We start from the raw sequence: 26,295 nt of genomic DNA, 5'->3' as shown, positions 1-26,295 counted from the left end.
TTTAAACAAGGCATTATTAATAAAATTTGCGTCTTCGCAATTCCAACAATACCACTCAACATATCCATATAACAAAATAAAATTTGACATGAAAAAGAAACTGACCCAGGAACAAATCAACGAGCTTTTAAAAACACTAAAAGCCCGTTTCGAAAAAAATATGAACCGCCATAAAGATCTGAAATGGGAAAAAATTCAGCAAAAACTGGAAAGCAATCCCGAAAAGATCCGGTCTTTACACGAAATGGAAGCCACAGAAGGTGAACCCGACGTAGTAGATTACAATAAAAAAACGGATGAATATTCCTTCGTTGACTGCTCTCCGGAAAGTCCCAAACGCCGAAGCTTATGCTATGATTATCCTGCCTGGGATGCCAGAAAAGCCAACAAACCAGAGAGTAACGTCATTGATACTGCTTCTGAAATGGGCATTGAACTTTTAACAGAGGAAGAATACCGCCAGCTTCAGGAATTGGGAAAATTTGACCAGAAGACTTCAAGCTGGATCAAAACACCAACGCAGATCCGTGAACTTGGAGGTGCTGTTTTCTGCGACCGACGGTACAATACTGTATTTATTTATCACAATGGTGCAGATTCTTACTATGCGGCAAGAGGTTTTAGAGGAATATTAAAAGTATAGAGGAGAATAATTAACTGGGATCTCTCAGCCAGGGAGATTCCACACTCCAGAAAATAATGTTAACGCCCAGATAGTTTTCAGCATATTTGGTAAATTCTTCTTTGGTAAAAGGTTTCTTGGTTTTCGGATTTTTATAGGTCAGAGTCGGCTCCTGAACGGCCATTGCCACCAGAGAAAGCTTTCCTTTATATCGATTAAAAAAAGGATAAGAATTTTTCATTTGTGCTTTTTTATCCGGAACAATATCAGGCCCGCCCAACCCAATATTATTTTTGTAAGCAAAATCAAATAGTCTGGACATATACTGATGGTCATTTTCCCATTCACAAGGAAAGAAATTGACATATTGCAGAACGTAAGAATAACGGAAAGCACTTCTCGCAAACTTCAGATTTTCCAATTCGGCCTGAAAATAACGGTCGCAGCTAAAGCCTGTCTTATCCTTCTTCATATCAATATCTATTGCTGTTTCCGGAAGATTAATCCCCTGAATTTTTCCGTCAAATTTCTTTGCCAGCTCTGCTATCAATTTCTGAAATCTCTGCCTTACAGCCGGATTCCATTGCTGGGTAGCCCAACCGTTTCCAACAGGTTTATTTTCACCCGGGTTATCATACTGAGGAACCAATCCTCCTGTATATTCTTTATCTTTCAAAAGATATTCAGGAATATATTTTGCCTGTGGTTCAAAAAATCTGTCCTGAAGTTGTATAAATAGTTTTTTATTCAGGCTTGTCAGATAATTCAGATCTTTTTCAATAACAGAAAAATCATATACATCTTTTGATGTTTCCAAAGCTTTCCAATTATAGACAATCTGTACTCCGCCAATATCTTTGCGGGTTATCATCTTTTCAATTCTATGCAGATCTCCCGAGGAAGTATAAATATAATTCTGAGGAGTCTGTCCCTCGACAAAACGTAAACCTAAAATAAATAAAACCAAACCCAGGACTTTAGTCATCTTTTTCATTACAATCAATTTTAAAGAGTAAATCATTTTTCATGCCTAAAAACATTAGACATTTTTAAGAGCATTAAAATAGTATTTCATTATGAGCAATATTTTTAAACATTGTTGTCCAATTAGATTAAAGTATAATTAACAGGTCGCTCCTCCGGAGCTTTATTATTACGGAGACTTCATTTTTTCTATTAACAGTAGATCCCGATGGGATCAAATTCAGCTCTAATAAGAACTAACTGTTAATAGAACGTATTTGCTTTAAAATTATAGCTCCAGAGGAGCGACCTGTTAATTCATGCCGTAAGTATTAATAATTTCAATGTGTTTTTTCAATTAATATTTTTCATTAAAATTCATTTTCTGAAATATTAATTTTCATCATAAAATCATTATCTCTTCATATCCTATTTTTAATATACAAATACTATTATTATTTTAGCAGAATAGAAATTTGATTTTTAACAATTAAGGATATGAAAAAATTAATCTTATTGGGCGCTGTATCAGCTTTTTTAATCAACTGTAATAAGAAAACTGAAGCACCGGCTCCCAAAGTAGAAGCAGATACCATTGCCGTGGAAGAACCTGTAATAGATACTCTTGGACCAAAATCGTTCTGTTATATCGGGGTTACAGGAAAAGACAGTGTTTTTGCTTCTATTGATGACAATTTAGGAACAATCACCGGAAAATTATCTTATAAAAACAGTGAAAAAGACAGTTCAAAAGGAGATGTAACGGGTTTCAAATCCGGAGATACCCTGAAATTAACGTATGAATTTACTTCTGAAGGTAAAAAGAGCAAAAGAGATATCTACTTTCTTCAAAAGGATAATGTTTTAACAGAAGGTATTGGCGATCATAAAGAAGAAGACGGACAATCCAAATATGCTGACGAGAAAAAAATCAGTTATAAAGACGGGCAGAAGCTAAACCCTGCTGATTGTAAGGCCGTAAGCGAAGCTCTGAAAAAATAATCCATTATAAAACAAAAAAGAGGCTATCTCAAAAGTCCACTAGGGCTTTTGTCATTCTGACGAAGAAAGAATCTCAATCATAAACAACCAGATGAGATTCTTCACTACATTCCAGAACTTTGTTCGCAGACTTTCAGTCTGTGTTCAGAATGACACTTTGGAGACAGCCTTTTCATTTTATATTAATTCTGTTTAATTATTTCAATAAAACGGTTCACAGCTTCATCTCCTGTGCTCCATGAAGTAATAAGACGAATAGCTGAAAAATTTTCATCTATTTTTTTCCAGACATAGAATTCAAAATTTTCAGACAATACCTCAATAAGATCGTTATTTAAAATAGGAAAAATCTGGTTGGTATAGGTATCGGAAAGAAAAGCTGTTCCTTTTTCCTGCAGAGCTTTTTTAATTTTCATCGCCTGCTGATTGGCATGTTGTGCCAGCTCAAAATACAGATTGTCTTTCATGAGTTCCATAAACTGAATTCCCAACAGTCTTCCTTTTGCCAATAATGCCCCTTTTTGTTTGATATTAAAAGCAAAATCTTCCTGCAGCACAGGATTATTTATCACAATTGCCTCTCCTATCAAAGCTCCGTTTTTAGTTCCTCCAAGATAGAAAACATCGGTAAGAGCAGCTACTTTTTCCAGCGTGAGATCACTGATCTCTGCTGTCAGTCCATGCCCCAGCCTTGCTCCATCCATAAACAGGTATAATTTATTTTCCTTACAAAATGCGGAGAGTTCTTCCAGTTCTTTTGCCTGGTAAATTGTTCCCAGCTCTGTAGAGTTAGAGATATACACCATTTTAGGCATCACCTGATGTGGCACATTACTGTGTCCTTCTAAAATAGGAACAATATCTGAAGGTTTTATTTTTCCATCTGCCGTTTCAATGCTCAGTACTTTATGGCCTGTAGCTTCAATAGCTCCTGTTTCATTATTCAGGATATGCCCGGGAGCAGCAGATATTACACACTGATAAGGTTTTAGAATGGCAGAAATAACAATTAAGTTAGCCTGCGTTCCACCAGAAACTAAAAAAACTTCCGAATCCGGATTGTTGATTTTTTCTTTAATTAATGCTTTCGCTTTTAATGAATACTCATCTTCTCCATAGCCAGCCTGCTGTACAAGATTATGCTGTGAAAGGGCCTGTAAAATATTAGGATGGCAGCCTTCAGAATAATCGTTTTTGAATGAAAATTTCATAGAGTAAAAGTAAAAAAAGTTAAAATAACAAGAGCCAACTTTCCATTTTATTTTGTTAGATTTGTAGTGAAAATCATCTAACATTTTGAAAACAACCCTAACAGAAGAGAATTACCTGAAAGCTTTGTTTCATTTAGTTGACAATGAAGGAAAGGTTACGATTAATGAGCTCAGCAAATTTTTGAATGTAAAAATGCCGAGTGTTAATAATATGATGAAGAAATTTGCAGAAAAAAAGTGGGTTATTTATGAAACCTATAAACCCTTAATCGTTACAGAAAATGGAAGACGTGAAGCAGCTCTGGTTGTTCGTAAACACCGACTTACCGAAATGTTTCTGGTTAAAAAAATGAATTTCGGCTGGGAAAACGTCCATGAGATTGCAGAGCAGCTTGAGCATGTGCATTCGCAGATCTTCTTTGATAAAATGGACGAAATCCTGGATCATCCTAAATTTGATCCTCACGGAGAACCTATTCCCGATAAAGATGGTAATATCATTGCCCAGGATTTACAAAAATTAAGCAGTTGTGAACCGGGAGAAAATGTAACTTTTGCTTCTGTTACCCTTTCTGATGATGCTTTCCTGACGTATCTGAACGACAGAAAATTGCTGCTCAATACAAAAGTGAAAATTGTAAAAATAGAAAGTTTTGATAAATCCATGACGATAGAAATTGAGGGCAAAACAGAAATTCTAAGCAAAAAAGCTACTGAGAAAATACTGGTCAAGAAATAAACCATTACCACTGAAAAAATAAACTGAACAGATTTTCATTAAAAAAAATCAGGTTTTTCAAAAATTTAAACAATTAAGAATCGTAAGGAGAAAAGTATAGTTAAGGTTAATCATTCTGATTTTAAGCTTACAGCAAAATTTTACTTAATGCTCTATCCCAAATAGACCTAACAGGTTTTAAAAACCTGTTAGGTCTGACATTCATATAAATCTACTTTTACTCTATTCCTCAAACTGTTAAAAAACGGTTAAACTCTTCTTCTCTAAATACCCGAAAATTTATTTTTACCTAGGTTTGTAAAACTTTCTACAGGCTTTGTCTTTCCGACAAATACCCAACCTTTAATTATTACTCAAAAAATTATGAAGAAAAGCATTCCGTTTTTTATTATTTCGATGTTACTAAGTCCATTTGCAAATGCTCAGACTACTCAGGTAAGAGATTTCGTGATTGAACCTCAGATTAAACCCAACTTTTATATTTATAAAACTTTTGGTGTATTTGGAGGTAAAGAATATTCTACCAATGCCGTTTATCTGGTAACCAAAAAAGGAGTTGTTTTGTTTGATGTTCCATGGCAGAAAACCCAATATCAAAGTTTGCTGGATACTATTCAGAAACGCCATAACCTTCCTGTTATTGCTGTATTTGCAACGCATTCACATGATGACAGAGCCGGAGATTTAAGCTTTTATAATAACAAAGGAATCAAAACCTACGCTACAGCGAAAACCAATGAGCTTTTGAAGAAAGACGGAAAAGCAACTTCCACTGAACTTATTAAAACAGGAAAACTTTACCGTATTGGTGGTGAAGAATTTGTAGTAGATTTTCTTGGTGAAGGACATACTGCTGATAATGTAGTGGTTTGGTTTCCAAAATATAAAATACTGGATGGAGGATGTCTTGTCAAGAGCAAAGCAGCCGTTGATCTTGGCTACACAGGAGAAGCCAACGTTGCCCAATGGCCGCAAACCATGACAAAGCTGAAAACCAAATATTCACAGGCAACTTTGATTATTCCGGGACACGATGAATGGAAAGGAGGCGGACATGTGGAACATACGCTTGATCTTCTGAACAAAAAATAAATTTGAAGCGCCCTGGCATCCGCCAGGGCGCTTCAAATTTAAAACCATCATTTTAATGGTTGATATTTTCTAAAAGTTGTGATACTCTTTCAATTTCTTCCATCGTATTAAAATAATGAGGGGATAAACGGATCGCATGATCTACATTTTTAGAGGTAAAATCAATGAGTGCATCTTCTCTGCGGTTTTCCTTGAAAAATACATTGTTATCACTCAAAGCCTTATGAATATTTTCAACCCTTCCATCCGGCTGGCAGAAAGTCACAATACTGCTTAACCTATTTCCCTGATCCAGCACTCTGAAACCGTAGTTCTGCAGATTGATTCTTAAGGTATCTGCTAACTTGTGGTTGTAGATCTCTATTTGATCCATTCCAATGGCATTGGCATAGCGCAAAGCTTCTGCAAATCCAGCTAAAGCAGCATAAGGTCTTTCAAAAAATTCAAATCTTTTAGCAGTATCATTGAGCTGAAAATCATCAAATGCTGTCCATTGAGCACCAAAACTATCTAAAAACAGAGGATACATTTTCTTGTTTAATACTTTATCTGAAACATACAAAAATCCAGTTCCTCTTGGTCCACGTATAAATTTCCTCCCGGTTGCCGTGAGAAAATCACAATGGATTTTTTCAACATCCACCACAATCTGTCCTACAGACTGGCAAGCATCCACAAGATACAGAACATCATATTGTTTACACAACTTCCCCACTCCTTCTATATTCTGGATTAAACCAGAATTAGTAGGAATGTGAGTAACAGCAATTAATTTTGGGTTATACTTTTTGATCAGATTTTCAAAGGCCTCAAGATCTAATTCATGGTCAGGAAGATTGTCCACTCTGATGATTTCAATATGATATCTTTTCTGCAAAGAAATAAAAGCAATCTGATTGGATATATAATCATCATTGGTGGTAATGATACAATCTCCTTCTATAAAATCAATACTGGATAAAGCTTTTGCATATCCATCTGTAGAACTGCTTACAAATGCAATATGGGAAGGCTTTGTATTAATCAATTTTGCCGTCTCTTCATAAAACTGATTGATGATACCCGGGTTTTGCACCGCTGCTGCATACCCTCCCAATTCCTGTTCTTCATATAAAAACTTAATGGTTGTCTCCACAACAGATTGGGGCATTAATGAAGCCCCTGCACTGTTTAAAAATATCTTACCCGAACATCCCGGAGTATCCTGTCTTATAACTTCTAAATTCATTTTTATTGATCCTTACAGCAAATTTACTTTTAATTTTTCCTAAAAACGTCTATAAAAAATCCCGAATTTTCATCCGGGATTCAATTTCTAATCTAAAACACTCCAACCTCTTTTTGGGTTTGTGTTCGTGGAAACTTCCTGCTCATTAACGATGATATTTTCTTTTCTCTGCCCGATATAATCAAGCTCGCTTAGTTTAGAGAAAATAATTTCAAGGCTTCTCAACATCTGTTGGATATAAAGCAAAGGTTCACCACAATTGTGGTGGTCATAATTCGTTTCTGCTACAATAGAAAGCTGGTTCAGTAAAGTATGAGGAGCAATCTCACTCCATTCCAGACTGTAGTTCAGCATTTCCTCCAATTCTGCAGGAACAAGAAGCTGGGTTGAATTGTATAAATGAAGTGCCAGTCTTGCAAAAGACTCAATTAAAAATACAGGCGGCTGCCATGGCGTAATATTTCTGAACTGGAAATACATATCGCCGAAAGTATTTACCATGGTAGTACACAAAAACTTAACGTTTTGTGCCAACGCTGTATTCTGGTTTTTGTGCGATGCTTTCTGAATGATTTTAAAAGCATACTGCTGAAGGTTTCCGATAGACTTCGCATAGCTGCTGTAATAGTCTACCAAAGCCGGATGACTCTGTACGGAAGTACAAGGCGGAATAAAGTTGGAATCTACCTGAGCAATATTTCCTTTTAAATCTACCTTACCGATGATAAGATAATTTCCTCCTGAATAGCTGCTGTTCAAAGACGTTACAGGAAGCAGTTCAATATGATGGTTCGGCTGTGCACTTGGGTGACGCGGCGGAATTTCCTCAGGATCAATATCTCCGAAAGGTACTTTATCAAAGGGATTTACAGAGATCAGAATATAATATTCTCCATCTGCCTGGTCTTCATTCATTGATTTCGCTAATGATTTCACGCTGATTCTTCTGTCCGTCAGCTCAATACGGTATCCTGCCATTGTCACAGCGCTGCAACGCTTGATTACCAGCTGTACATCATTGGTTGCCGTGTTGTGAACATCAAAAATGGTACGGTCTGTAAATTCATTGGAAATAGGCAGAAGTCCGTAGTTATATGTAGTAATCCCAAGGGAATTGGAATCTCTTATAGTATCAATTAAGAAATTATCCTGATCATTAAGGTGTCTCTGGGAAACTTTCATCCCATCCACCCAATTGATGGCAAAATGTTTAATAGGCTGTATCATGTTTAATACTTTTTAATTTTTGTGTTTATGACTTTCTTGTGACTCCCTCCTCTTCATGCTGAATAACTCTCTTACAAATCACCACTTCATTTTCAGAAATGCTGTTTGTGGTAATGTCATGGTCGAAATCTATATATTTTCTAAAACTGAAAAAAGATTTTTTAGTGTAAAAGATCCAGTAGTAAGGCTCATTTCCTTCGTCTGAAAGATGAATTATTGAACCCGGATTTTTGTGATTGTAATCATCCACTACTCTGTAGAACCAATCTCCGAAAGTAACTCCGGTAGGAAGTGTTTTGGCTTTAATTCTGAAACGGTTGGTATCTTCTAATTTTTTGCTTAACTCAACATTCAGGACCATTAACCTGTCAAAATCTGCACCTTCAAAATCTGGAAGTTTCTGCTCCGGAGAATATCTCCATGTTTTATAAATATCAAAAGGGATACTGATAAACTGAATATAACAGTAATAAAATACCATTGGAACCACAAAAATCACCATACTTGTTGCAGCCATCACAGCATATCCTGTGCCTTTGCTCATCCAGTTGAAGATCAGTGTGAAAAGATATCCCCCCAAGGCTATACAAGTCAATGAAAGGATAGATTCAAACAGAATACTCATTGCAAAAGAATCGATGTGCTTTTTGAAATATTTATGCAAGAGATTCACATGAATAATCCCCAAAATAAGGTAGATCACCTGCGCAATAAGATACCAATACGGATTAAAAAGGTTTCCCGCAAATCCAAAAACACCCGGAATAGCCAGGCATAAGCTGCAAAGGAGTACGTATATAATAATTACTTTAATTTTTATCGCAGGTTTATTTCTCCTGATTACACCGAGTATAACCATCATAATAATTGCGATTAAAGGCATTAAGATATACCTTAAAAAAATACCTTTTACTGAAGAAATTTCCATTTGTTTCTTTTCGAATTTATACTTTGTTGGTAACTGTAAATATAATAAAATAATTTAGAGGAATGTTGAGTATCCAAGGCGGCTGGCATTTCTTTCATCGTCCTCAAGACTGAATGAATATTCCTCTTTTTCTGTGACAAAATTCTCTTCCACATCCACTGTTACGGGAAGAAAATAGTCATAAAGAGCCTGAAGTACATTTCTAAACGGACTTCCGGGAATAAACTTCTTCATATCCTCATAAGGAATAGGACCAATATTCACCACCCAGTTTCGCTGCCCGTCCATATGAGGTCCGCTTGGAATATAGGTAACTCCCAATCTTGAATTCCCCAGTAACATGGAATCATCATTTTTCTCAATTCCATCAATAATATTAGGTGAAAAACTTACCTGTACCGGTATCTGCAGAAAAGCAGTCATGCATCTTTCAAACCATCTCTTGTCTCCCCTGATCTGATGGAAAAACGGCAGAATATGCATGAAAATATAAGCACTCTGCTCATCCAGCATTTTGATCATAGGCCAAAGCTCACTTATGGTTTCCAGCAAAGAATCCGTATTACTGGTGATATCAAATTCTGATTCTTTAAGCAAAGCACTGATTTCTGTAAAAAATACTTCCAGCTCAAAAGGACGGAAAAACCTGCGGGCATCATCTTCTACCCTTTTCTGCTTCCGGATCTCCCTTACCACAGTATCTACATTCTTTCTGGAAGCCCCCAGGGACGGCGGATGAAATAAACCTTCCGGAAGATAGTCGTAAATGCCTTCTCTGTAACTCTGTATAGTAAAGACTTCCTCATCAAATCCCAAATAACTGCTTGAAATACTTTTAATATCTTTCAGGTAAGCACGGTCATTCACCCCCACACGCTCAATGAAGATATTGCTTACCGCACGATGGTATTTCAATAGGTTTACAGCCACAGCTTCAGCCTTAAAATCTGTCTGCAGTTTATTGTAATGCATATCTACAATATTATTCTCATACATAGTGTTTCCTCTGATTATGACTTGTAAAGATAATATATCTCATAAGTTTGAAAAAATATTTATACAACAATTTTATTTTAAAAATAATAATTAGTTGACATTAATAGTAATAATTTTCTACAAATTCCGTGAAAATACGGTAAATGGAAAATTTACTTGCTTTTTAGGATTTAAAATTAAGTATTCAGAACCAATTGTTTAGGATTCAAGGTTTAAAGTAAGTTTGTAATTATGGTTTTATTTTATATTTTATATTTTATATTTTATATTTTATATTTTATATTTTATATTTTATATTTTATATTTTATATTTTATATAGGATATAAAAAGTTTTCTGCCTTTATCTTCAGTACTTTCTAATCTATTCAAAACTAAGATGGTTATGCTTTTATGTAAATTAAATTTTATTAATATCATCTTATGGAATAAATTCAGGATTATGTATGCTCATTCCGAAAGCGGGCCGTATCTTTGCAGACTGAAAATTGTTATTTAAAATGAAAAGTATTTATTCTAAAATTCTGATTTTAGCATTCATGGCCTCTTCACTTTATTCTTATGCGTGGGGATTAACGGGACACAGAGTGATTGCAGACATTGCAGAAAACCACCTTTCCCGCAAAGCGAGAAGAGAGATTAAAAAGATCATGGGGAAAGAGCGTCTGGCTTACTGGGCAAACTGGCCGGATTTTATCAAATCTGACACAACAGGTGCATGGAAGCAGGCTTCATCATGGCATTATGTAAACATTGATCCGATGACTGATTTTAAAGCTTTTGAACAAAACTTAAAAGCACAGGCAGGACCAAGCCTTTATACTCAGGTAAACACATTATCCAGCCAGATCAAAGACAAAAACACTTCTGAAAAAGACAGAAAAATTGCTTTAATCTTCCTCATTCACATTATGGGAGACCTTGCACAGCCACTTCACGTAGGAAGGGCTGAAGATTTGGGCGGAAACAAAATCAATGTTACGTATTTCGGGGAAAAAACCAATTTACACTCTGTTTGGGATGGAAAGTTAGTAGATTCTCAAAAATACAGCTACACTGAATATTCCAAGCTTTTAGATATCAAATCTAAAGAAGAAGTAGCACAGATTCAATCCGGAACACTGGAAGACTGGTTGTATGATTCTCATAAAATTGCCAATAAGATCTATGCACAGACTCCAAACGATTCTAAATTGTCTTACGACTATCAGTACAAGTTTAATGAAACGATGGAAAGACAGCTTCTTTACGGAGGATTAAGACTGGCGAAAGTATTGAATGAGCTTTTCTAAGCAAGGATTTCGAGTTACAAGTTGCGGGTTGTTTAATCCAATACAATGTAAAATATAACTCTTAAATATAAAAACGGGACTTCGGTTTCGTTTTTTTTGTTTAAGGTTTAAGGAAATTATAAAGTTTGTAAATGAATTTACCTCTTTTAGAATTTATATTTATTTTTTAAATTATAAACCAAAACACACAACAATTTAGTTATCAATAATTTAACCTATTATTAAAAAATCATTAATACATTTTATAGTATACTTTGTACAAAAAATATTGAATCCTGTGTAACCTTTTTACCTTTTCATACGTATATATTATAGTAACTCTTTTTTGAGGAAAAAATAAATGAGACAATTAAAAATCACTAAGCAGGTTACCAACAGGGAAACTGCTTCATTAGACAAGTATTTGCAGGAAATTGGTAAAGTGGAACTGATTACTGCGGACGAGGAAGTAGAATTGGCACAAAGGATACGTGCAGGTGACAGAGCCGCACTTGAGAAATTAATCAAAGCCAACCTTCGTTTCGTAGTATCTGTATCTAAGCAATACCAAAATCAAGGTCTTTCTTTACCCGATTTGATTAATGAAGGTAACTTAGGATTAATGAAAGCAGCAAAAAGGTACGATGAAACTAGAGGTTTCAAATTTATCTCTTATGCAGTATGGTGGATCCGTCAATCAATCCTACAGGCATTGGCTGAACAGTCAAGAATTGTAAGATTACCATTGAACAAGATTGGATCTATCAACAAAATCAATAAAGCATACGCTCACCTTGAGCAGGAAAATGAAAGACCGCCTTCTCCGGAAGAATTGGCTGAAGTTCTTGACATGAGCGAGGAAGATATCAAAGAATCTATGAAAAACTCCGGAAGACACCTGTCTATGGATGCTCCTTTAGTGGAAGGTGAAGATTCTAATCTTTATGATGTATTACGTTCAGGAGAATCTCCAAGTCCTGATAAAGATCTGATGCTTGAATCTCTGCAAATCGAGATTGAAAGAGCATTGAATACTTTAACGCCAAGAGAGGCTGATTTGGTAAGATTGTACTTCGGACTGAACGGAAAACACCCAATGACTTTAGAAGAAATTGGTGAAACTTTCGATCTTACAAGAGAGAGAGTTCGTCAGATCAAAGAAAAAGCAATTAAGAGACTAAAACACAATACCAGAAGCAAGATCCTTAAATCTTACCTGGGTAAATAATTTTAGCGTAAAAAACTTTATAGGCGGAGTCTGTTTTCAGGCTCCGTTTTTTATGGATGTAACATTTTTCAACGTTTGTTCAACTAATTAAAATCATATCCTTTATCAGTTGTGTTAGAATTGAAATGATTAATTTTAGCTGCTTTGGATATGATGCTGATTTTCAATCCAAACAAAACATACTATGAAAAAAATATTTTTCGGCTCTGTTCTGATACTTTCTTTACTTTCCTGCAGAGAAAATAACCGCCAGGCTCCTACCGTAGAAAATGCAGTTGACAATGCTGAATCTTCAGTTTCAGAAACTATTAAAAAAAATACCAGATATTCCTCACGTGAAGGAAACCTTGTTCATGAAATCTATCAGGAGCTTGTAAAAAACGACAAAGCTTTACAGGATCTTGACAAAAGAATAACGGTTATTAATCAGGAAACTGAGGATGCAATTACCGAGTATGATGATGTTATTCAAAAATCAGAAACATACTATAATGATGCAACGGCATTATCCAATTCGGTAACCGATTCTGTTACAAAGAAACAAATTGAAAAAGAGATAAAGGCCAGCTCTGAAAAATATGATATAAAAACACAGACTATACGGGACCTCATCGCCAAAATAAAAGCAAACAGAGCAGCAGTTCATGATCAATACCTTGTATTCAAAATCAGAAAGACACTTCCTGAAATTGAAAAGTACCAGAATGCGCATCCTCTGAAAACAGATCATCTCAATCAAGTTATCAATAAGCAGAATAAATTGCTGGCAGAACTGAAAAATTTTAAATAAAAACCATCACCTCATGAAATATACAACCCAATGGCTTACCGATAAAAACCGCGTGAAAGAGCTTGTAGACTTTTTTATTACCCACAAAACAGATGCTTATATTTCTCACGGCGAAATGATGTCCGGAAGAGCGATAGACTCACACCACTGGAATCCTGATCTTGAGCTGATTCTGACAGAACAGCTGATCACCGATTTTAATTCCGATGGCAGTTCTAAACTTAATATTCTGATTGCTGAAAACGAAAACGGGCAAATTGTCGGTATGATGGTTTTTAATGTGATCAACAGTCCTTTTAAAAAATATGCCATTCTGGAGGATATGCTTTTAGACCAGTCTGTGAGAGGCCAGTCTCTTGGAAGTAAACTTCTGGAGGAAGCGATTCACGAATCTAAAAACTGGAATATCAGTTTTATTTTACTGGAAAGCGGAGTCAGCAATCATGGAGCTCATAATTTTTTCAGCAAGTATGGTTTTAAAAAAGTATCGGAAAGTTATATTTTAAGTTTATAAGTTAAGCAATTAGAATCTTTCACAATGTTGTGACATCCTACTAAAAAAGTATACATGAACAATATTTCAATCATAGGAGCCGGAATCGGGGGACTTACCCTCGGAAATGTCCTGAAACAGCATCAGTATGATTTTACGATCTATGAATCCGCTCCTGAAATAAAGCCTGTAGGAGCCGGAATTATGATGGCTGTCAATGCGATGCAGGTTTTCAATCACTTAGGTTTGAAAGAAAAGATTGAAAATGCTGGAAATAAAATCCACCGGATTGTTATTGCCAGTGAATCTTTGCAGACCATCTCAAAAACAGAAATCCTTGAACTGGAAACACACTATAATTCCTGCAATGTTGCTATTCACCGGGCCGAACTTCAAAAGATTTTGGCGGAAAGCCTTCCTTCTGGCTGTCTCCAATTAAATCATTCACTGCAAACAATAAGAAAAGAGGAAAACTATATTTTACACTTTGAAAACGGAAATCAGATTGAAAGTAAAATCGTTTTTGGAGCAGACGGTATCAAATCCCCTATCCGTAATCAGATCTTAAAAACCGGTATCATACGGAGTTCCGGTCAAAAATGCTGGCGTGGCCTGGTAGATTTTGATCTGCCTGAAAAACATCATCAGGAAGCTTTTGAAATGTGGGGCAAAGGAAAGCGTTTCGGATTTGTAAAAATTTCTGAGAAAAAGGTTTACTGGTATGCCTGCATCAATGAAAACAGCTTCAGCCTTGATGCATCACTTGCAGATATTTTTAAAGATTTTGATTCCCTGGTTTTACAACTTATTGAAGCTACTGAAAGCGAAAATATCATTTGTAATATCATTTCTGACCTCTCACCTATTCCTAAATGGTATACTGAAAACTTATGTCTTACCGGAGATGCAGCCCACGCTACCACTCCCAATATGGGACAAGGTGCCTGCCAGGCTATTGAGGATGCTTATATTATCGGAAAACTGCTGGAAAAAAATCAGGATTTCAATGCTGTTTTTGAAGCGTTTCAAAATATCAGAAGAAAAAAGGTGGATTATATCGTCAATACAAGCCGTACCATCGGAAAGATTTCGCAATGGGAAAAAGGAAATTCATTCCGTAATTTTCTGATGGGTTTAATTCCGGAAAGCATGAATCTGAAAATGGCAAAAAGAATTATAGAGCTGGAAATGTAGGAAATGAAATTAAATTAAAATTCAAAAAAATATATTTGACAGATTACTAATCTCAAAAATTAACAGAATGAAAAAAATCTTTTATGTATTTGGAGGGATGATGAATATCTGGATAAAAAATAATAGCCATTAAAAAAACAGAATTTTCAAAATGAAGAGCATAAAAAGACTGTCCTTTTCAGACAGCCTCTTTTTTACAAGATTATAAGATTGTACTAATTGATAAGGATTTTCATAATATTTTTTAATTCTTCAGTTTCTTTTTCATGTAAAGGTTTCAAAGGACTTCTCAAATTCCCGCCATCTTCACCCAAAATATTAAGACCTGATTTCACAGCTCTCGGCAATCCTTTGTTCACAATAAATTTTAAAAGATCAAACTGCTGGTAGAAAATTCTTTTTGCTTTCTCAAGATCACCTTGTTCCACCGCATGATAAAGACTGATATTCAGTTCCGGAATAAGATTGGGAGCTGCAGTACACCATCCTCTTGCTCCCGCAGAAAAAGCCGCCAGAGCCAAAGGATTGGAGCCGTTGTAGAATGCAACATCTTCCCCAAGTTCTCTTCTCAGATAATACATCCTCTGAATATCTCCCGTACTTTCTTTAATCATGGTTACATTAGGAATTTCCAGCAGCCTTTTCAGCAAAGCCGGAGACATGTCTACTCCACTTGTTGCCGGATTATTGTACGCCATGATCGGAATGGAAATCTTACTGGCTATGGCATCATAGTGCGCTACAATTTCATCATCGGTTAGCTTCCAGTAACTCATCGGGATTATCATTACCGCATCTGCTCCAGCTTTTTCTGCGAACTGAGCATGGTCAATTGTTTTCTCTGTCGTAAGGTTGGAAACCCCTACAAGGGTTGGAATTCTGCCTTTTACCTGCTGTAAAGCAGCTTCTGTAACTTCTTCCTTTTCTTCGTCAGATAAATAAGGCATTACCCCTGTACTTCCCAATGGAGCAATACCGTGGCTTCCGGAAGTGATCAGTCTTTCTACCAGGTGTTTAAAAAGAGGAATGTCTACTTTTTCATTTTTGTCAAAAGGTGTAATGGGATAAGCAATAATCCCTTTAAATGGAACATTTTTCATGTTTTGCTGATTTAAAAATTGAAAATAATTGTAAACCATTAAGAAGGCGTAAGTAATTAAGGTAAGTTTCGCCTTGAAAGGAAATCATATCCACTATCTTAATGGTTAAAATCTCTGCGATTAAAGGTCTCTGCCTTCTTCTTCTCTTAAAGCGACACCTAAGTTCTGCAGCTGAGGGGCATTTTCGCAGGCAATATATTTGGCAGGTTCTGTATCGCTCAGATTCTGATGTTTGTGCCAGGCCCATGAAGGAATGTATACGGCATCTCCTGCTTCCCAATATACTCTTTCATCTTCTACTTCTGTCCAGCCTTTTCCTTCAATCACAAATAATACGGTCTCATAAGTATGGCGGTGTCTGTTGGTTTGCTGTCCGGGAATCAGTCCTCCAATCGTCATGCTCACATTCTTACTCGGAAGATCGACAAAGAAAACCGGATGTTTTCTTTCTGTTGAAAACTGATTGTGTTCTCCTGCATTTTCTACATTTTTGTGGATCAAATGGCTTGGCTTTACATACTTTGGTCTTGCAAAAGTTTCGTGAAAGTCTTTAGAACTGAATTGTTTTTTGTTCATGATTTTTTAAATTATTAGAGTTTTGTGCTTTATTGCATGACAAAATTATTCTATATTTGGACTGTTTAAATGATTCAGTTTTTATATAAACAGATAGTCCAGATGCTACGCCCTTGGAAATTAGAATTAGAAATTGATAAGAAGCTTGAAAAAGCAGTTTATCTACAGATTGCAGACACCATCATTACAGATATCCGATCAGGAAGGTTAAAAGCCGGCGATGCACTTCCCGGAAGCCGAAATCTTGCACAGAATTTGAAAATCAACAGAAATACTGTTGTAGAAGCCTATCAGGTGCTGATCAACGAAGAATGGGTAATTTCGAGAGAAAGAAAAGGTATTTTCGTATCAGAAAAGCTCCCTGTCTTACATGAAAAAAATCCAGAAGAATTGTATGATTCCCCTAATCGACGGGTAATTCCTAATGGGATTTTAATCAATTTCGATGATGGCCATCCCGACAGTAAAATTGCACCTGTGACAGAACTGGCAAGAGCTTACAGGCAAATATTCAGCATCAAAGCAAAGTGGCAGATGATGGGATATGGAGATGAACATGGCGACATAGAATTCAGAAAAATGATTTCGCAAATGCTTAATCATCAGCGCGGAATGCATATTCATGAAAATGAAATTTCCATTACCCGGGGCAGTCAGATGGGAATGTTTCTGACTGCTCAGAGTCTTTTAAGTCCCGGTGACATTGTTATCGTAGAAGATCCTGGCTATCAGCCTGCCTGGCAAGCGTTTCAGTATGCGGGAGCACAACTTTTGTCCGTGCCTGTAGATCAGGAAGGAATAAGTATTGAGATTATTGAAAAACTTGTAAAACAGCATCAGAATATAAAAGCAATTTACATTACTCCCCACAGGCAATACCCTACTACAGTTACTCTAAGCCTTTCAAGAAGATTAAAACTGATTGAGCTTTCAAACCAATATAATATGACCATCATTGAAGATGATTATGATAATGAGTTTCACTTCGGATATCGTCCTATTCTTCCGGTTTCAAGTTTTCCTGAGCTGAACAATTATGTATATATCGGGACTTTAAGCAAAGTGGTAGCACCTGCTTTAAGGATCGGTTATCTGGCTACTAAAAATCAGGAATTATTAAAAAAAATTGGTGATCTGAGAAAGATTATTGATGTACATGGAGATGTCATTATGGAACAGGCAGTTCTGCAGCTGATTAAAGAAGGTGCGGTAAAAAAGCATATCAGAAAAGCAACCGTTCATTATAAGAACAAAAGAGATTTTGTTTTTGAATTGTTGAACAAGCACATGAAAGATATTGCCGATTTTACTTTGCCCGAAGGTGGTCTGGCTTTTTGGATTGTTCCTAAAATACAATTGGACTGGGATGTGACAACTGCTTTATTATTGGAAAAAAACATTAAAATTATTCATCCTAAACAATACAGCCTAAATAATATAAATGGGTTCAGATTGAGTTATGGAGCACTTTCTGAAGAACAGCTGGAACAGAGTATTCCCTTGATTGCTGAAGTTTTTTCTACATTTTTCTAATATTTTTCAATCATAATGGTCTCAGATTTACACAGGAATTTAGTTCAAGCCGACAATAGTTTAGGATTTATAGCCTTACCATCTGAGTATATCTGAGACACCTGTATTGTAATTTAAAAAAAACAGCTTACTCTACTTCAAAAACAGCCTGAATTTCTACCGAAGAACCCACAGGAATAGAAGATGCCCCCAAAGTAGCTCTGGCATGTTTTCCTTTTTCCCCGAAGACTTCAACAGCAAGGTCGGAAGCAACGTTCATCAGATCTGCATGTTTTGTATAATCATCTTTGGTATTAAAGATTCCTGTAAGCTGTACGCATTGTTTTACTCTGCTTAAATCTCCTCCCACCGCTTCATTTAATACTGAAATTACGTTCAGCATGGTTACTTTTGTAGCGTCTTTTACCTGCTGCTCATTTACTTCAACACCTAATTTTCCCGGATTGAAAATTTTCCCGTCTTTCAGGGCAACCTGATTGATAAATACCAGATTTCCGGAACGGACAAACGGCTGATAATTCCCTGCAGGTTTTGGAACCTGTGGAAGTGTAATATTTTTCTGCTTCAATATTTCATTGAAATTTGGGTGATGTTCAGCAATAGCAACAGTTTTTTTCGGGTGGGTATCTTTTAATGCAAATGCTACTTTTGCAAAGCTTTTTCCCTGAAGCTCAGCAATATTTCTTTCTCCTTTAGTAGGTCTTTCAACATCTTTTAAAGAAGCCATGCTTGTAACTCCTAAAACGGTATTTCCCTGTGGAATAGCTTTATTAAGTTCTTCAGTTCCACGAATTCCATTAGAAACCAATATCATACCATGTACCGCAAGGCTGTTCCAAAATGCCTGAAGCGCAAGTTCTTTTCCTGCTCCGCTTCCGGCAGACATGAAGACAGTGGCAGGAACTCCTTCCAAAGCATGATTAGTCCACAACTGAACGGTTTTCGATAAAAATTCACTCATCCCCGTACTGATATTCCCGAAATAAACCGGCGAACCAAAAGCAATTCCATCATAAGATGTGAGTTCATCTACTGTTGCTACAGGAAGATTTTTCAGGGTTGGATTCTGTGAGGCTTTGACTAATTTGATATAAGGAACTGCATTATTTTCGCTTTCCATTCCTTTGGCTATTTCTTTAGCCAGTTCGTAAGTTCCGCCATTGTCTGAATGGATAAGAACCAATATTTTAGCTTTATTTTGTGCCATGATGTTGTTGGTATTAGATAATAAAATTAAAATAAAAAAAAGACATAATTTTTTCATTCTGAATAAGATATAGATTGTATTTTGAATTAATCATGTAGTTATTACATTTATAATACAAAATTACTACTGTCGTTTTTATTAAATTTGCCAAAATATACATACAAAACGACAATATGAAATGTGGCCTGATTGAAAAAACGGAAAGCCAGTTTGTAGATTCAATAGAAAAAGAAGCTTATGTGTGGTGCGAAAAAAACTGGAAACATGATGATTATGAGCACAGGCATACCCGTGCTCAGCTTACTTTTGTGGAAGAAGGTTATCAGTATTTTCATATTGACAGGAAAATTTATCTTGTACCACAGCATCATGTCATCTGGATTCCCTCAGGAAAAGCCCATAAAATTACCTCAGAGGCACAAACCGTTAATCTGATGGTATTTCTTTTCACATCTGTTTTTGAAGATGAATTTTATCAGAATGTTCAGATATTTGCTGTTCCGCCTGTTTTGAAAGAAATGCTTTTGTATGCCTCAAAATGGAACCAGTCTCTTGATGAAAATGAAGAACAGGATATCTTTTTTAAAGCTATTTTAAAGAGCCTTCCCAATTTCTGCAAGGAAAGCAGCGGCCTGGAAATTCCTGTACCTGCTGATACAAGACTGATTCCTGTATGCAATGATATCAATTCTAATTTTAAATATAATCTGAATATTGATTCTTTAGCAGAAAAAGCACAAATGTCTGTGAGAAGTCTCCAGAGAATTTTTAAAAATGAAACAGGAATTACCTTACAAAAATACCTTCAGTTGACCAGAGTTTTAAAAAGTATTGAGTTAATAGATACCCAACAATATACTTTGAGTGAAGTAGCGTATAAGGTGGGTTACCAAAGTCTGTCTGCATTTACAACATCATATTTTGCAATTATGCAGACAAAGCCAAAGGTGAATAAAAATTAAAGTTTTTGTATACACTATCATTTAATTCCAATGTCTATTTTAGAATTAGCATCCTGTTGAGTTCACTTTTAAAACATCCAAGAATAAATTCTGTATAGTATAGCTGAGCATTCAAAGCCTGAGTCTTAGGATGCAGCTCTAATTTTTTGGTAAGAATTATTTCTCCTTTATAGGAAAATGAAAAATAGGCGAAAACCTTATATCCAGAATTAATAACTGGGGTGCAATAACCCGTTGTAGAAATGGACCAGTCGGATTCAAAATGTTTTGCCACACTGAGAGCCATAGCCTGAGAAATTGCTTCCCCCGCTCCGTCATGATCATCGGGTCCGGGTCTGTTTACCTTAAGAAGTCTCACTTTTTCAGTCAACGTATAAGTTGTCATTCCACCTTTGTAGAATAAAAGGGCATCCGGCATCTGTGAGAAAGCAAGCTGCAGACAACCGGAAGTAACACTTTCCGCAATTGAAACAGATTCGTCAGCGGCTACCAGAAACTGACTTATATAATTGAGAAGATTCTGTTGAAATTCCATAATATTTTATTTTGTGAGGTTCATTTAAAACGATTATAAAAGAGACCAAAAAGCTGCTGAACAAATGAATACAGCAGCTTTCATGATTAAGTATTGTAAATGGTGTGAAAGGTCTTTTTTAAGATCTGATTACAATTCAAGGGCATTTTCAATAAGACTGCTCAAAACCTAATCTGTTTTGTTGTTCTCAAGAATATCAAGAAATCTACTGATATATTCTTCCTCTTTCAAAACCTTGTAATAAGCTGTTTTTGCATATAAAGTGAAAGAAGGTGATTCAAACCTTACTTCAGTTTCTCTCTCATCAGTAAACGATGTATTCTTGGAATGAAATTCACGGATATGAAGAATATACTCTTCAATGCATGCATTTATTGTTCCTTTAAGGATATCACACGTTGCATTATTTTTGATCTTCTCCAAAGAATTGATCAGAAAGGCCGTCACTCCGTATGAATTGATTATAGGTGGAAACAGAGACTCATTCTCTATCATATTATTTTTATCATTCAACCCGGAATCCCGTAAGGTGTCGTTCTCAAATATCATATTCAGACAATGGTATTAGTTATGGGAAGCTTTCAAATACTGCTCGAAATAATGGAGGTCATTTTTATCTTTAATAGACAGGTAAAACATGATTTGTTCCGGTTCTTTCAGTCCAATGCTGGTGAAGCTGTCAAAATGAGCAATGAGTGCTTGTATATTTTCAATATCGATATCTTTCAGGATGATGAACAAAAGAAAGATATTTTCTTCAATTTCTTTAGCATAAACAGCTGCTCCAGCTTCAAAACAGTCTCCTTTATGTATTATTTTTATAAATTCTTTGTTTTTCAGGCTATGTATTATTTTGTGAGAGTTCATAAATATTGATTTCATGGTTAAAATAAGCCTGTGATAAGCAAACTATAAAATATAATGTACCCTTTTAATCTCTACGCTTATCGTCAAAACCGGTAGTATCTGCCAGCTTGCTATCTTCATTCTCATGATTATAAATACTTTTTAAAGCACTCACAAAAAATGGGTGAAGCAAAGTTTTTTCTGTGTCATGTTCTACTATTAATCCATCGTTTCCTTCCGGCTTTTCTATTGTGGAATTCGTATTGACGGATTTTTTGATTTCACACGCCATAATATGATTTTATAATATTGATTATTACAGATCGTTACTGGACACTAAACAGCAATTTCAAAAAATGAATATTTTATATTCATCTTAATTAATATCTCAGGAATGGTATTGAAAACTGTTGCATCAAATGTACATAAGAATAACTCACTTTTTTATGATTTGAGTCACTAAAATCATATTTAATATAAAATTTTACGATCTTGTAAAGAAAGCATCCCTTCCTTTTCCATTTTTTTTAAGTTTCTGATCACAGTTTCTACACGCAGGCCTGTAAGATTGGCGATCTGCTGCCGAGTAAATGCAATATGGAAACACTGATGGCAGTCTTCATCATGATAGCTTTTAAGATAATCAAGTAAACCCTTTAATCTTTGCATGGGGTTTTGTGATGCCAAACTTTGCATCATTTTTAATTTGTAAAAAATTTCCTGTGAAAGGCATGCATTCATTTCCAGAGAAAGATCAGGATTCTGCGTGATCATTTCAAAGAATTTTTTTTTGGGAAGTCTTATAATCCGGGAATCTTCAAGACATATGGCATTGATTGGATAATCCTGATTGAGGAAAAGCATAGCTTCTCCGAAGCTTTGTTTTTTACCCAGAATATTATGAATGAATTCTTTTCCGTTTTCATTATAATTATTCAGTTTTACTTTCCCCTCACTGATCTGAAAATAATAAATTGCATGATCGTCTTCTCTAAAAACCGATTCCCTTTTTTTATAGTTCTTATCTTCTGCACCAAAAGAGTACAAAAGATTTTCATCAATATTCATGCAGCTTATTGTTTTCATAATTTCGATATATTTTAAATAAAAAAACAAATAATATGCCTGAAACAAGATTAATATAGAATTTTGCGATTTTCAATTCTCACAATTTTATCTCTTTCCATATGTTTAATCGCTCTTATAGCGGTTTCCACACAAAGCCCTGTAAAGCTAGCCATTTGCTGTCTGGTTAAGGGAATTAAAAAAGAATAAGGAGTACGATCTTTTTGAGAACTTTTAAGGTAATCCATTAGTCCTCTAAGCCGTATAGAAGGGTTTTGAGATGAGAGGCTCTGCATCATAATGAATTTATAATAAAGACGTTCTGACAGGAAGCTGTTTACCTCCATATATAATTCCGGAGACTGATTCAGCAGATTGAAAAAAGCAGATTTATGAAGTCTTAAAACGCTGCATTCTGTAATGGCTTCCGCATTTACAGGATAAAGTTTTTCTATAAAAAGGATAGATTCTCCACAACTTTCCCCGTCTGATAAAATATTTTGAATAAACTCTTTACCTTCCTCATTATAATTGTTAAGTTTTACTTCCCCTTTAATAATCTGATAATAATTAGGAATATGCCCTTCAAAGAAAATTGTTTCTGAAGGGATATAATGCTTTGTTTCTGCTCCCGCTGAAATCAAAATATTTTCGTCGATAACCATAATAGCTTTTTTTGGAATTGTTTTCTTATTCCTATCTTCTTATTCTTAGTAAAAATATCATTGGTAATCGGTTACAGTGCGTATACAAAAACCACACCTTAACAATTATTTAAAAAGTTAAATAGTGTTAATTTTTTTAGTGATTATCACTTATTTTATCTTATGGATTTACATTTAATAACGAATCTATTTTATATTTGTCATTTGAGAATTAAAACCGCAGGAAATTTATTGCAACATTTTGATTATGAAAAAGAAAAGCCTCATTTCAAAAAGAAATAAGGCTTTCCATATATCCTACTGCAGCAGCAAAAGGATTTTTAAGGATCGCACTTCTACTTATTTTGCAAATTTCTTAGTTCCTGCAACACATAGTATCACTCCTACTGTTACACCAAGCATTCCCATACTCACTTGCTCATGAAGAAAGCATGCAGCGAGTGCGAGGCCAAAGAAAGGCTGAAGCAATTGTAACTGACCAACAGTAGCAATTCCACCCTGTGCCAATCCTTTATACCAAAATATAAAACCAATGAACATACTGAAAAGAGAGATATAAGCCATCCCAAACCATCCCTGAAAGCTGACATTCTGAATATCAGCCGGGAAATACATAAAAAATAAAGGAATCATTACAGGCAGCGCCAATACCAAAGCCCAGGAAATTACCTGCCATCCTCCCAATGTTTTGGATAATTTAGCTCCTTCAGCATAGCCCATCCCACATAAAATAACAGCAGAAAGCATCAGAATATCGCCAATAGGTGAAGCTGATATTCCCTGCGAAACAGCATAGCCGATCACCAAAAGACTTCCTATAATAGAAAAAAACCAAAATATAGGATGAGGTCTTTCCCCACCTCGCATAACCCCAAATACTGCAGTTGCCAAAGGCAGCATTCCCAGGAATACAATAGAATGCGCTGAAGTGAGATATTGAAGAGCCAATGCAGAAAGAAGGGGAAACCCTACCACACAGCCAAGAGAAACCAGCAATAACGGGATTAAATCTTTTTTGACAGGCCGTTTTTCTTTACCCAGCCATAATACAACCAGTGCCAGAACTCCTGCCACAGCTGCACGAACAATCGTTACAAAAATGGGACTCATTTCCATTACGGCTAACTTAGTGGCCGGCAAACCTCCACTAAACAAGACTACCCCTATAAAACCATTGATCCAGCCACTTATATTTTCATCTTTTGATATTTGTTTTGTCAACATTGTATTCAAACTTTTAATTGATGTTCAAAATTAGAAAGGATAATTCGATAAACACAGTATCAGTTTTGTATATTTGCATGAGCACAGTTTAAAAATATGAGTAAAGAATTTTTGTATACAGAAATTGCAGATGGCATTGCAGGACAGATCAGAAATGGTATTCTAAAGGCTGGAGACAAGCTTCCTTCAGTGAGAATGCTATGCCAGGAGCATCAGGTAAGTATGAATACAGCCAAACGTGTTTTTCTGGAACTGGAATCCCAGTCATTGGTAGAGTCCAGGCCGCAATCCGGTTATTTTGTAAGCCAGCTGCTCTCTGCAAAACTTCCTTTGCCCGAAGTAAGCCGTCCGTCATTGATCGCCAATAACGATGAACCGGATGAGCTGATCAGTAAAGTATATGAAAATATGGGTAAAAAAGACCTTACCTTTTTCTCAATTGGAATTCCTTCCGGAGATCTGTTACCTCAGGCTAAACTGAAGAAAGAAATTGTAAATGCCACCAGAGAATTAAAAGACGGAGGAACCGAATATGAAGAGCTTCAGGGAAATCTGAAATTAAGAAGAATGATTGCAGTACGTTCCTTACAGTGGGGAGGAAATCTTAGCGAAAATGATCTGATTACCACCAATGGCGGGATGAATGCCCTTTCTTTCTGTTTGATGGCTTTGGGAAAACCGGGAGATACCGTTGCGATCGAAAGTCCCTGCTACCCCGGAATTCTACAGCTTGCCAATGGATTGGGTTTAAAGGTTCTGGAACTTCCTACCCATCCTACTACCGGAATAGAAATCGATACTTTAAAAAAATTAATTCCTAAAATAGATCTGTGCCTGTTGATACCCAATTTTAATTCGCCTTTGGGAAGCTGTATGCCTGATGAGAATAAAAAGGAAATTGTAAAAATACTTTCTGAAAATGATATTCCGTTGATAGAAGATGATGTGTATGGAGACCTTTATTTTGGTTCCAGCCGTCCGAAATGCTGCAAATCTTTTGATACAAACGGAAATGTATTGTATTGCAGCTCAATTTCAAAAACTCTGGCTCCCGGATATCGTGTGGGCTGGATTGCTCCGGGAAAATACAAAGAAAAAATCATGAAGCTGAAACTTCTGCATTCTACCTCTTCTATTTCCATTGTGAATGAAGCAGTGGCTAACTTCCTGAAATCCGGAAAATATGAAAAGCATCTCCAGCAGCTTCGCAAAACATTACAGTTCAATTATCAGAACTATGTACAGACTATTGCAGAATCTTTTCCGGAAGGTACGAAAACAAGCCGTCCTCAGGGAGGTTTGTCTTTGTGGGTAGAATTTGATAAAAATATCCGCACAACAGAATTGTACGATCTCGCCATCAAGCAAAACATCAGTATAGCTCCCGGAAGAATGTTCACCTTTCAGGAGCAGTTTGAAAACTGTATGAGGCTCTGTATAGGGCTTCCCTGGTCGGAAAATACACAGACGAAACTCAGACATGTTGGACAGCTTGCCAAAAAGATTTATTTGAAGTAAGGAAGATGGATGATGGAAGTTATTATAGTTTTAAGAATAACTTATTTCAATTCTATCTAAACAATAGCTGTTGAAGTTCTTT

Annotated in this window: 28 protein-coding genes; 12 read left to right on the top strand and 16 right to left on the bottom strand. The window is 35.8% G+C overall.

Features of this window, described 5'->3' with window-relative positions:
- The first annotated feature begins 88 nt into the window (after window positions 1-88).
- Entirely contained in the window at window positions 89-643 is a 555-nt protein-coding gene (locus BW946_RS02555) for a DUF4256 domain-containing protein (protein WP_076594669.1), read from the top strand.
- A 10-nt stretch (window positions 644-653) separates the two neighbouring features.
- On the opposite strand, the gene BW946_RS02550 is transcribed toward BW946_RS02555, so the two are convergent.
- Window positions 654-1,616, bottom strand: coding sequence for a hypothetical protein (locus BW946_RS02550; protein ID WP_076594831.1), 963 nt, complete (start codon window positions 1,614-1,616; stop codon window positions 654-656).
- 467 nt (window positions 1,617-2,083) lie between these two features.
- Between BW946_RS02550 and BW946_RS02545 the strand changes: the two genes are divergently transcribed.
- Window positions 2,084-2,587: a hypothetical protein gene (locus BW946_RS02545; protein WP_076594668.1), complete on the top strand. Its 504-nt coding sequence runs from the start codon at window positions 2,084-2,086 to the stop codon at window positions 2,585-2,587.
- A gap of 182 nt (window positions 2,588-2,769) precedes the next feature.
- Here BW946_RS02545 and BW946_RS02540 read toward each other — a convergent pair whose 3' ends face one another.
- Window positions 2,770-3,798 (bottom strand): threonine aldolase family protein, encoded by a 1,029-nt coding sequence (locus tag BW946_RS02540; RefSeq protein WP_076594830.1) that lies wholly within the window; start codon window positions 3,796-3,798, stop codon window positions 2,770-2,772.
- Window positions 3,799-3,883: 85 nt separating this feature from the next.
- On the opposite strand from BW946_RS02540, the gene BW946_RS02535 reads away from it, so the two are divergent.
- Together BW946_RS02535 and blaIND are read left to right on the top strand one after the other, a co-directional pair.
- Entirely contained in the window at window positions 3,884-4,537 is a 654-nt protein-coding gene (locus BW946_RS02535) for a metal-dependent transcriptional regulator (protein WP_076594667.1), read from the top strand.
- 363 nt (window positions 4,538-4,900) lie between these two features.
- Complete coding sequence (gene blaIND, locus BW946_RS02530; RefSeq protein WP_076594666.1) at window positions 4,901-5,629, top strand: IND family subclass B1 metallo-beta-lactamase; 729 nt, start codon at window positions 4,901-4,903, stop codon at window positions 5,627-5,629.
- Window positions 5,630-5,681: 52 nt separating this feature from the next.
- Here blaIND and BW946_RS02525 read toward each other — a convergent pair whose 3' ends face one another.
- From BW946_RS02525 to BW946_RS02510, 4 genes are all read right to left on the bottom strand, one after another.
- Window positions 5,682-6,857, bottom strand: coding sequence for an aminotransferase class V-fold PLP-dependent enzyme (locus BW946_RS02525; RefSeq protein WP_076594665.1), 1,176 nt, complete (start codon window positions 6,855-6,857; stop codon window positions 5,682-5,684).
- Window positions 6,858-6,944: 87 nt separating this feature from the next.
- On the bottom strand, window positions 6,945-8,084 hold the full coding sequence (locus tag BW946_RS02520; protein WP_076594664.1) for a hypothetical protein: 1,140 nt from the start codon (window positions 8,082-8,084) through the stop codon (window positions 6,945-6,947).
- Between the two features lie 25 nt (window positions 8,085-8,109).
- Window positions 8,110-9,012: a TssN family type VI secretion system protein gene (locus tag BW946_RS02515; RefSeq protein WP_076594663.1), complete on the bottom strand. Its 903-nt coding sequence runs from the start codon at window positions 9,010-9,012 to the stop codon at window positions 8,110-8,112.
- 54 nt (window positions 9,013-9,066) lie between these two features.
- A complete protein-coding gene (locus tag BW946_RS02510; protein ID WP_228402430.1) occupies window positions 9,067-9,984 on the bottom strand; it encodes a type VI secretion system baseplate subunit TssG in 918 nt (305 codons plus the stop codon).
- A gap of 522 nt (window positions 9,985-10,506) precedes the next feature.
- On the opposite strand from BW946_RS02510, the gene BW946_RS02505 reads away from it, so the two are divergent.
- From BW946_RS02505 to BW946_RS02485, 5 genes are all read left to right on the top strand, one after another.
- Window positions 10,507-11,298, top strand: coding sequence for a S1/P1 nuclease (locus BW946_RS02505; RefSeq protein ID WP_076594661.1), 792 nt, complete (start codon window positions 10,507-10,509; stop codon window positions 11,296-11,298).
- Between the two features lie 340 nt (window positions 11,299-11,638).
- Entirely contained in the window at window positions 11,639-12,505 is an 867-nt protein-coding gene (locus BW946_RS02500; RefSeq protein WP_002979276.1) for a sigma-70 family RNA polymerase sigma factor, read from the top strand.
- Between the two features lie 184 nt (window positions 12,506-12,689).
- Window positions 12,690-13,295, top strand: a complete 606-nt coding sequence (locus BW946_RS02495; protein ID WP_076594660.1) for a hypothetical protein — start codon at window positions 12,690-12,692, stop codon at window positions 13,293-13,295.
- Between the two features lie 13 nt (window positions 13,296-13,308).
- Window positions 13,309-13,809: a GNAT family N-acetyltransferase gene (locus BW946_RS02490; RefSeq protein WP_076594659.1), complete on the top strand. Its 501-nt coding sequence runs from the start codon at window positions 13,309-13,311 to the stop codon at window positions 13,807-13,809.
- Window positions 13,810-13,863: 54 nt separating this feature from the next.
- Window positions 13,864-14,982, top strand: coding sequence for an FAD-dependent monooxygenase (locus BW946_RS02485; protein ID WP_076594658.1), 1,119 nt, complete (start codon window positions 13,864-13,866; stop codon window positions 14,980-14,982).
- Window positions 14,983-15,197: 215 nt separating this feature from the next.
- Here the strand turns inward: BW946_RS02485 and BW946_RS02480 are convergent, their stop codons facing one another.
- Both BW946_RS02480 and BW946_RS02475 read right to left on the bottom strand, forming a co-directional pair.
- Window positions 15,198-16,082 carry a dihydrodipicolinate synthase family protein gene (locus BW946_RS02480; protein WP_076594657.1) on the bottom strand — a complete coding sequence of 295 codons (885 nt, stop codon included), beginning with the start codon at window positions 16,080-16,082 and terminating at the stop codon, window positions 15,198-15,200.
- A gap of 120 nt (window positions 16,083-16,202) precedes the next feature.
- On the bottom strand, window positions 16,203-16,658 hold the full coding sequence (locus BW946_RS02475) for a cupin domain-containing protein (RefSeq protein WP_076594656.1): 456 nt from the start codon (window positions 16,656-16,658) through the stop codon (window positions 16,203-16,205).
- 102 nt (window positions 16,659-16,760) lie between these two features.
- Here BW946_RS02475 and BW946_RS02470 point away from each other — a divergent pair, with 102 nt between their 5' ends.
- Window positions 16,761-18,191 (top strand): MocR-like pyridoxine biosynthesis transcription factor PdxR, encoded by a 1,431-nt coding sequence (locus BW946_RS02470; protein WP_076594829.1) that lies wholly within the window; start codon window positions 16,761-16,763, stop codon window positions 18,189-18,191.
- A 127-nt stretch (window positions 18,192-18,318) separates the two neighbouring features.
- On the opposite strand, the gene BW946_RS02465 is transcribed toward BW946_RS02470, so the two are convergent.
- Window positions 18,319-19,455, bottom strand: a complete 1,137-nt coding sequence (locus tag BW946_RS02465) for an Atu1372/SO_1960 family protein (RefSeq protein WP_076594655.1) — start codon at window positions 19,453-19,455, stop codon at window positions 18,319-18,321.
- 116 nt (window positions 19,456-19,571) lie between these two features.
- On the opposite strand from BW946_RS02465, the gene BW946_RS02460 reads away from it, so the two are divergent.
- Window positions 19,572-20,360 carry an AraC family transcriptional regulator gene (locus tag BW946_RS02460; protein WP_228402426.1) on the top strand — a complete coding sequence of 263 codons (789 nt, stop codon included), beginning with the start codon at window positions 19,572-19,574 and terminating at the stop codon, window positions 20,358-20,360.
- A 34-nt stretch (window positions 20,361-20,394) separates the two neighbouring features.
- Here BW946_RS02460 and BW946_RS02455 read toward each other — a convergent pair whose 3' ends face one another.
- The 7 genes from BW946_RS02455 to BW946_RS02425 all read right to left on the bottom strand — a co-directional run bounded on the left by BW946_RS02455 (window position 20,395) and on the right by BW946_RS02425 (window position 24,695).
- On the bottom strand, window positions 20,395-20,895 hold the full coding sequence (locus BW946_RS02455) for a CinA family protein (RefSeq protein WP_076594653.1): 501 nt from the start codon (window positions 20,893-20,895) through the stop codon (window positions 20,395-20,397).
- A gap of 168 nt (window positions 20,896-21,063) precedes the next feature.
- Window positions 21,064-21,390 (bottom strand): hypothetical protein, encoded by a 327-nt coding sequence (locus tag BW946_RS02450; RefSeq protein ID WP_170872044.1) that lies wholly within the window; start codon window positions 21,388-21,390, stop codon window positions 21,064-21,066.
- Window positions 21,391-21,459: 69 nt separating this feature from the next.
- On the bottom strand, window positions 21,460-21,777 hold the full coding sequence (locus BW946_RS02445; RefSeq protein WP_076594651.1) for a hypothetical protein: 318 nt from the start codon (window positions 21,775-21,777) through the stop codon (window positions 21,460-21,462).
- A gap of 49 nt (window positions 21,778-21,826) precedes the next feature.
- On the bottom strand, window positions 21,827-22,033 hold the full coding sequence (locus BW946_RS02440) for a hypothetical protein (RefSeq protein ID WP_076594650.1): 207 nt from the start codon (window positions 22,031-22,033) through the stop codon (window positions 21,827-21,829).
- 179 nt (window positions 22,034-22,212) lie between these two features.
- Window positions 22,213-22,827, bottom strand: coding sequence for a Crp/Fnr family transcriptional regulator (locus BW946_RS02435; protein WP_228402423.1), 615 nt, complete (start codon window positions 22,825-22,827; stop codon window positions 22,213-22,215).
- Between the two features lie 50 nt (window positions 22,828-22,877).
- Complete coding sequence (locus tag BW946_RS02430) at window positions 22,878-23,471, bottom strand: Crp/Fnr family transcriptional regulator (RefSeq protein ID WP_076594649.1); 594 nt, start codon at window positions 23,469-23,471, stop codon at window positions 22,878-22,880.
- A 339-nt stretch (window positions 23,472-23,810) separates the two neighbouring features.
- Complete coding sequence (locus BW946_RS02425) at window positions 23,811-24,695, bottom strand: DMT family transporter (RefSeq protein WP_076594648.1); 885 nt, start codon at window positions 24,693-24,695, stop codon at window positions 23,811-23,813.
- Between the two features lie 96 nt (window positions 24,696-24,791).
- Here BW946_RS02425 and BW946_RS02420 point away from each other — a divergent pair, with 96 nt between their 5' ends.
- Window positions 24,792-26,213, top strand: coding sequence for an aminotransferase-like domain-containing protein (locus BW946_RS02420; RefSeq protein WP_076594647.1), 1,422 nt, complete (start codon window positions 24,792-24,794; stop codon window positions 26,211-26,213).
- The last annotated feature ends 82 nt before the right edge of the window (window positions 26,214-26,295 follow it).

It is taken from the genome of Chryseobacterium sp. RU33C, from assembly GCF_900156015.1.
GTDB classification, from domain to species: domain Bacteria; phylum Bacteroidota; class Bacteroidia; order Flavobacteriales; family Weeksellaceae; genus Chryseobacterium; species Chryseobacterium candidae.
This window is presented reverse-complemented; position numbering and strand designations above follow the sequence as displayed.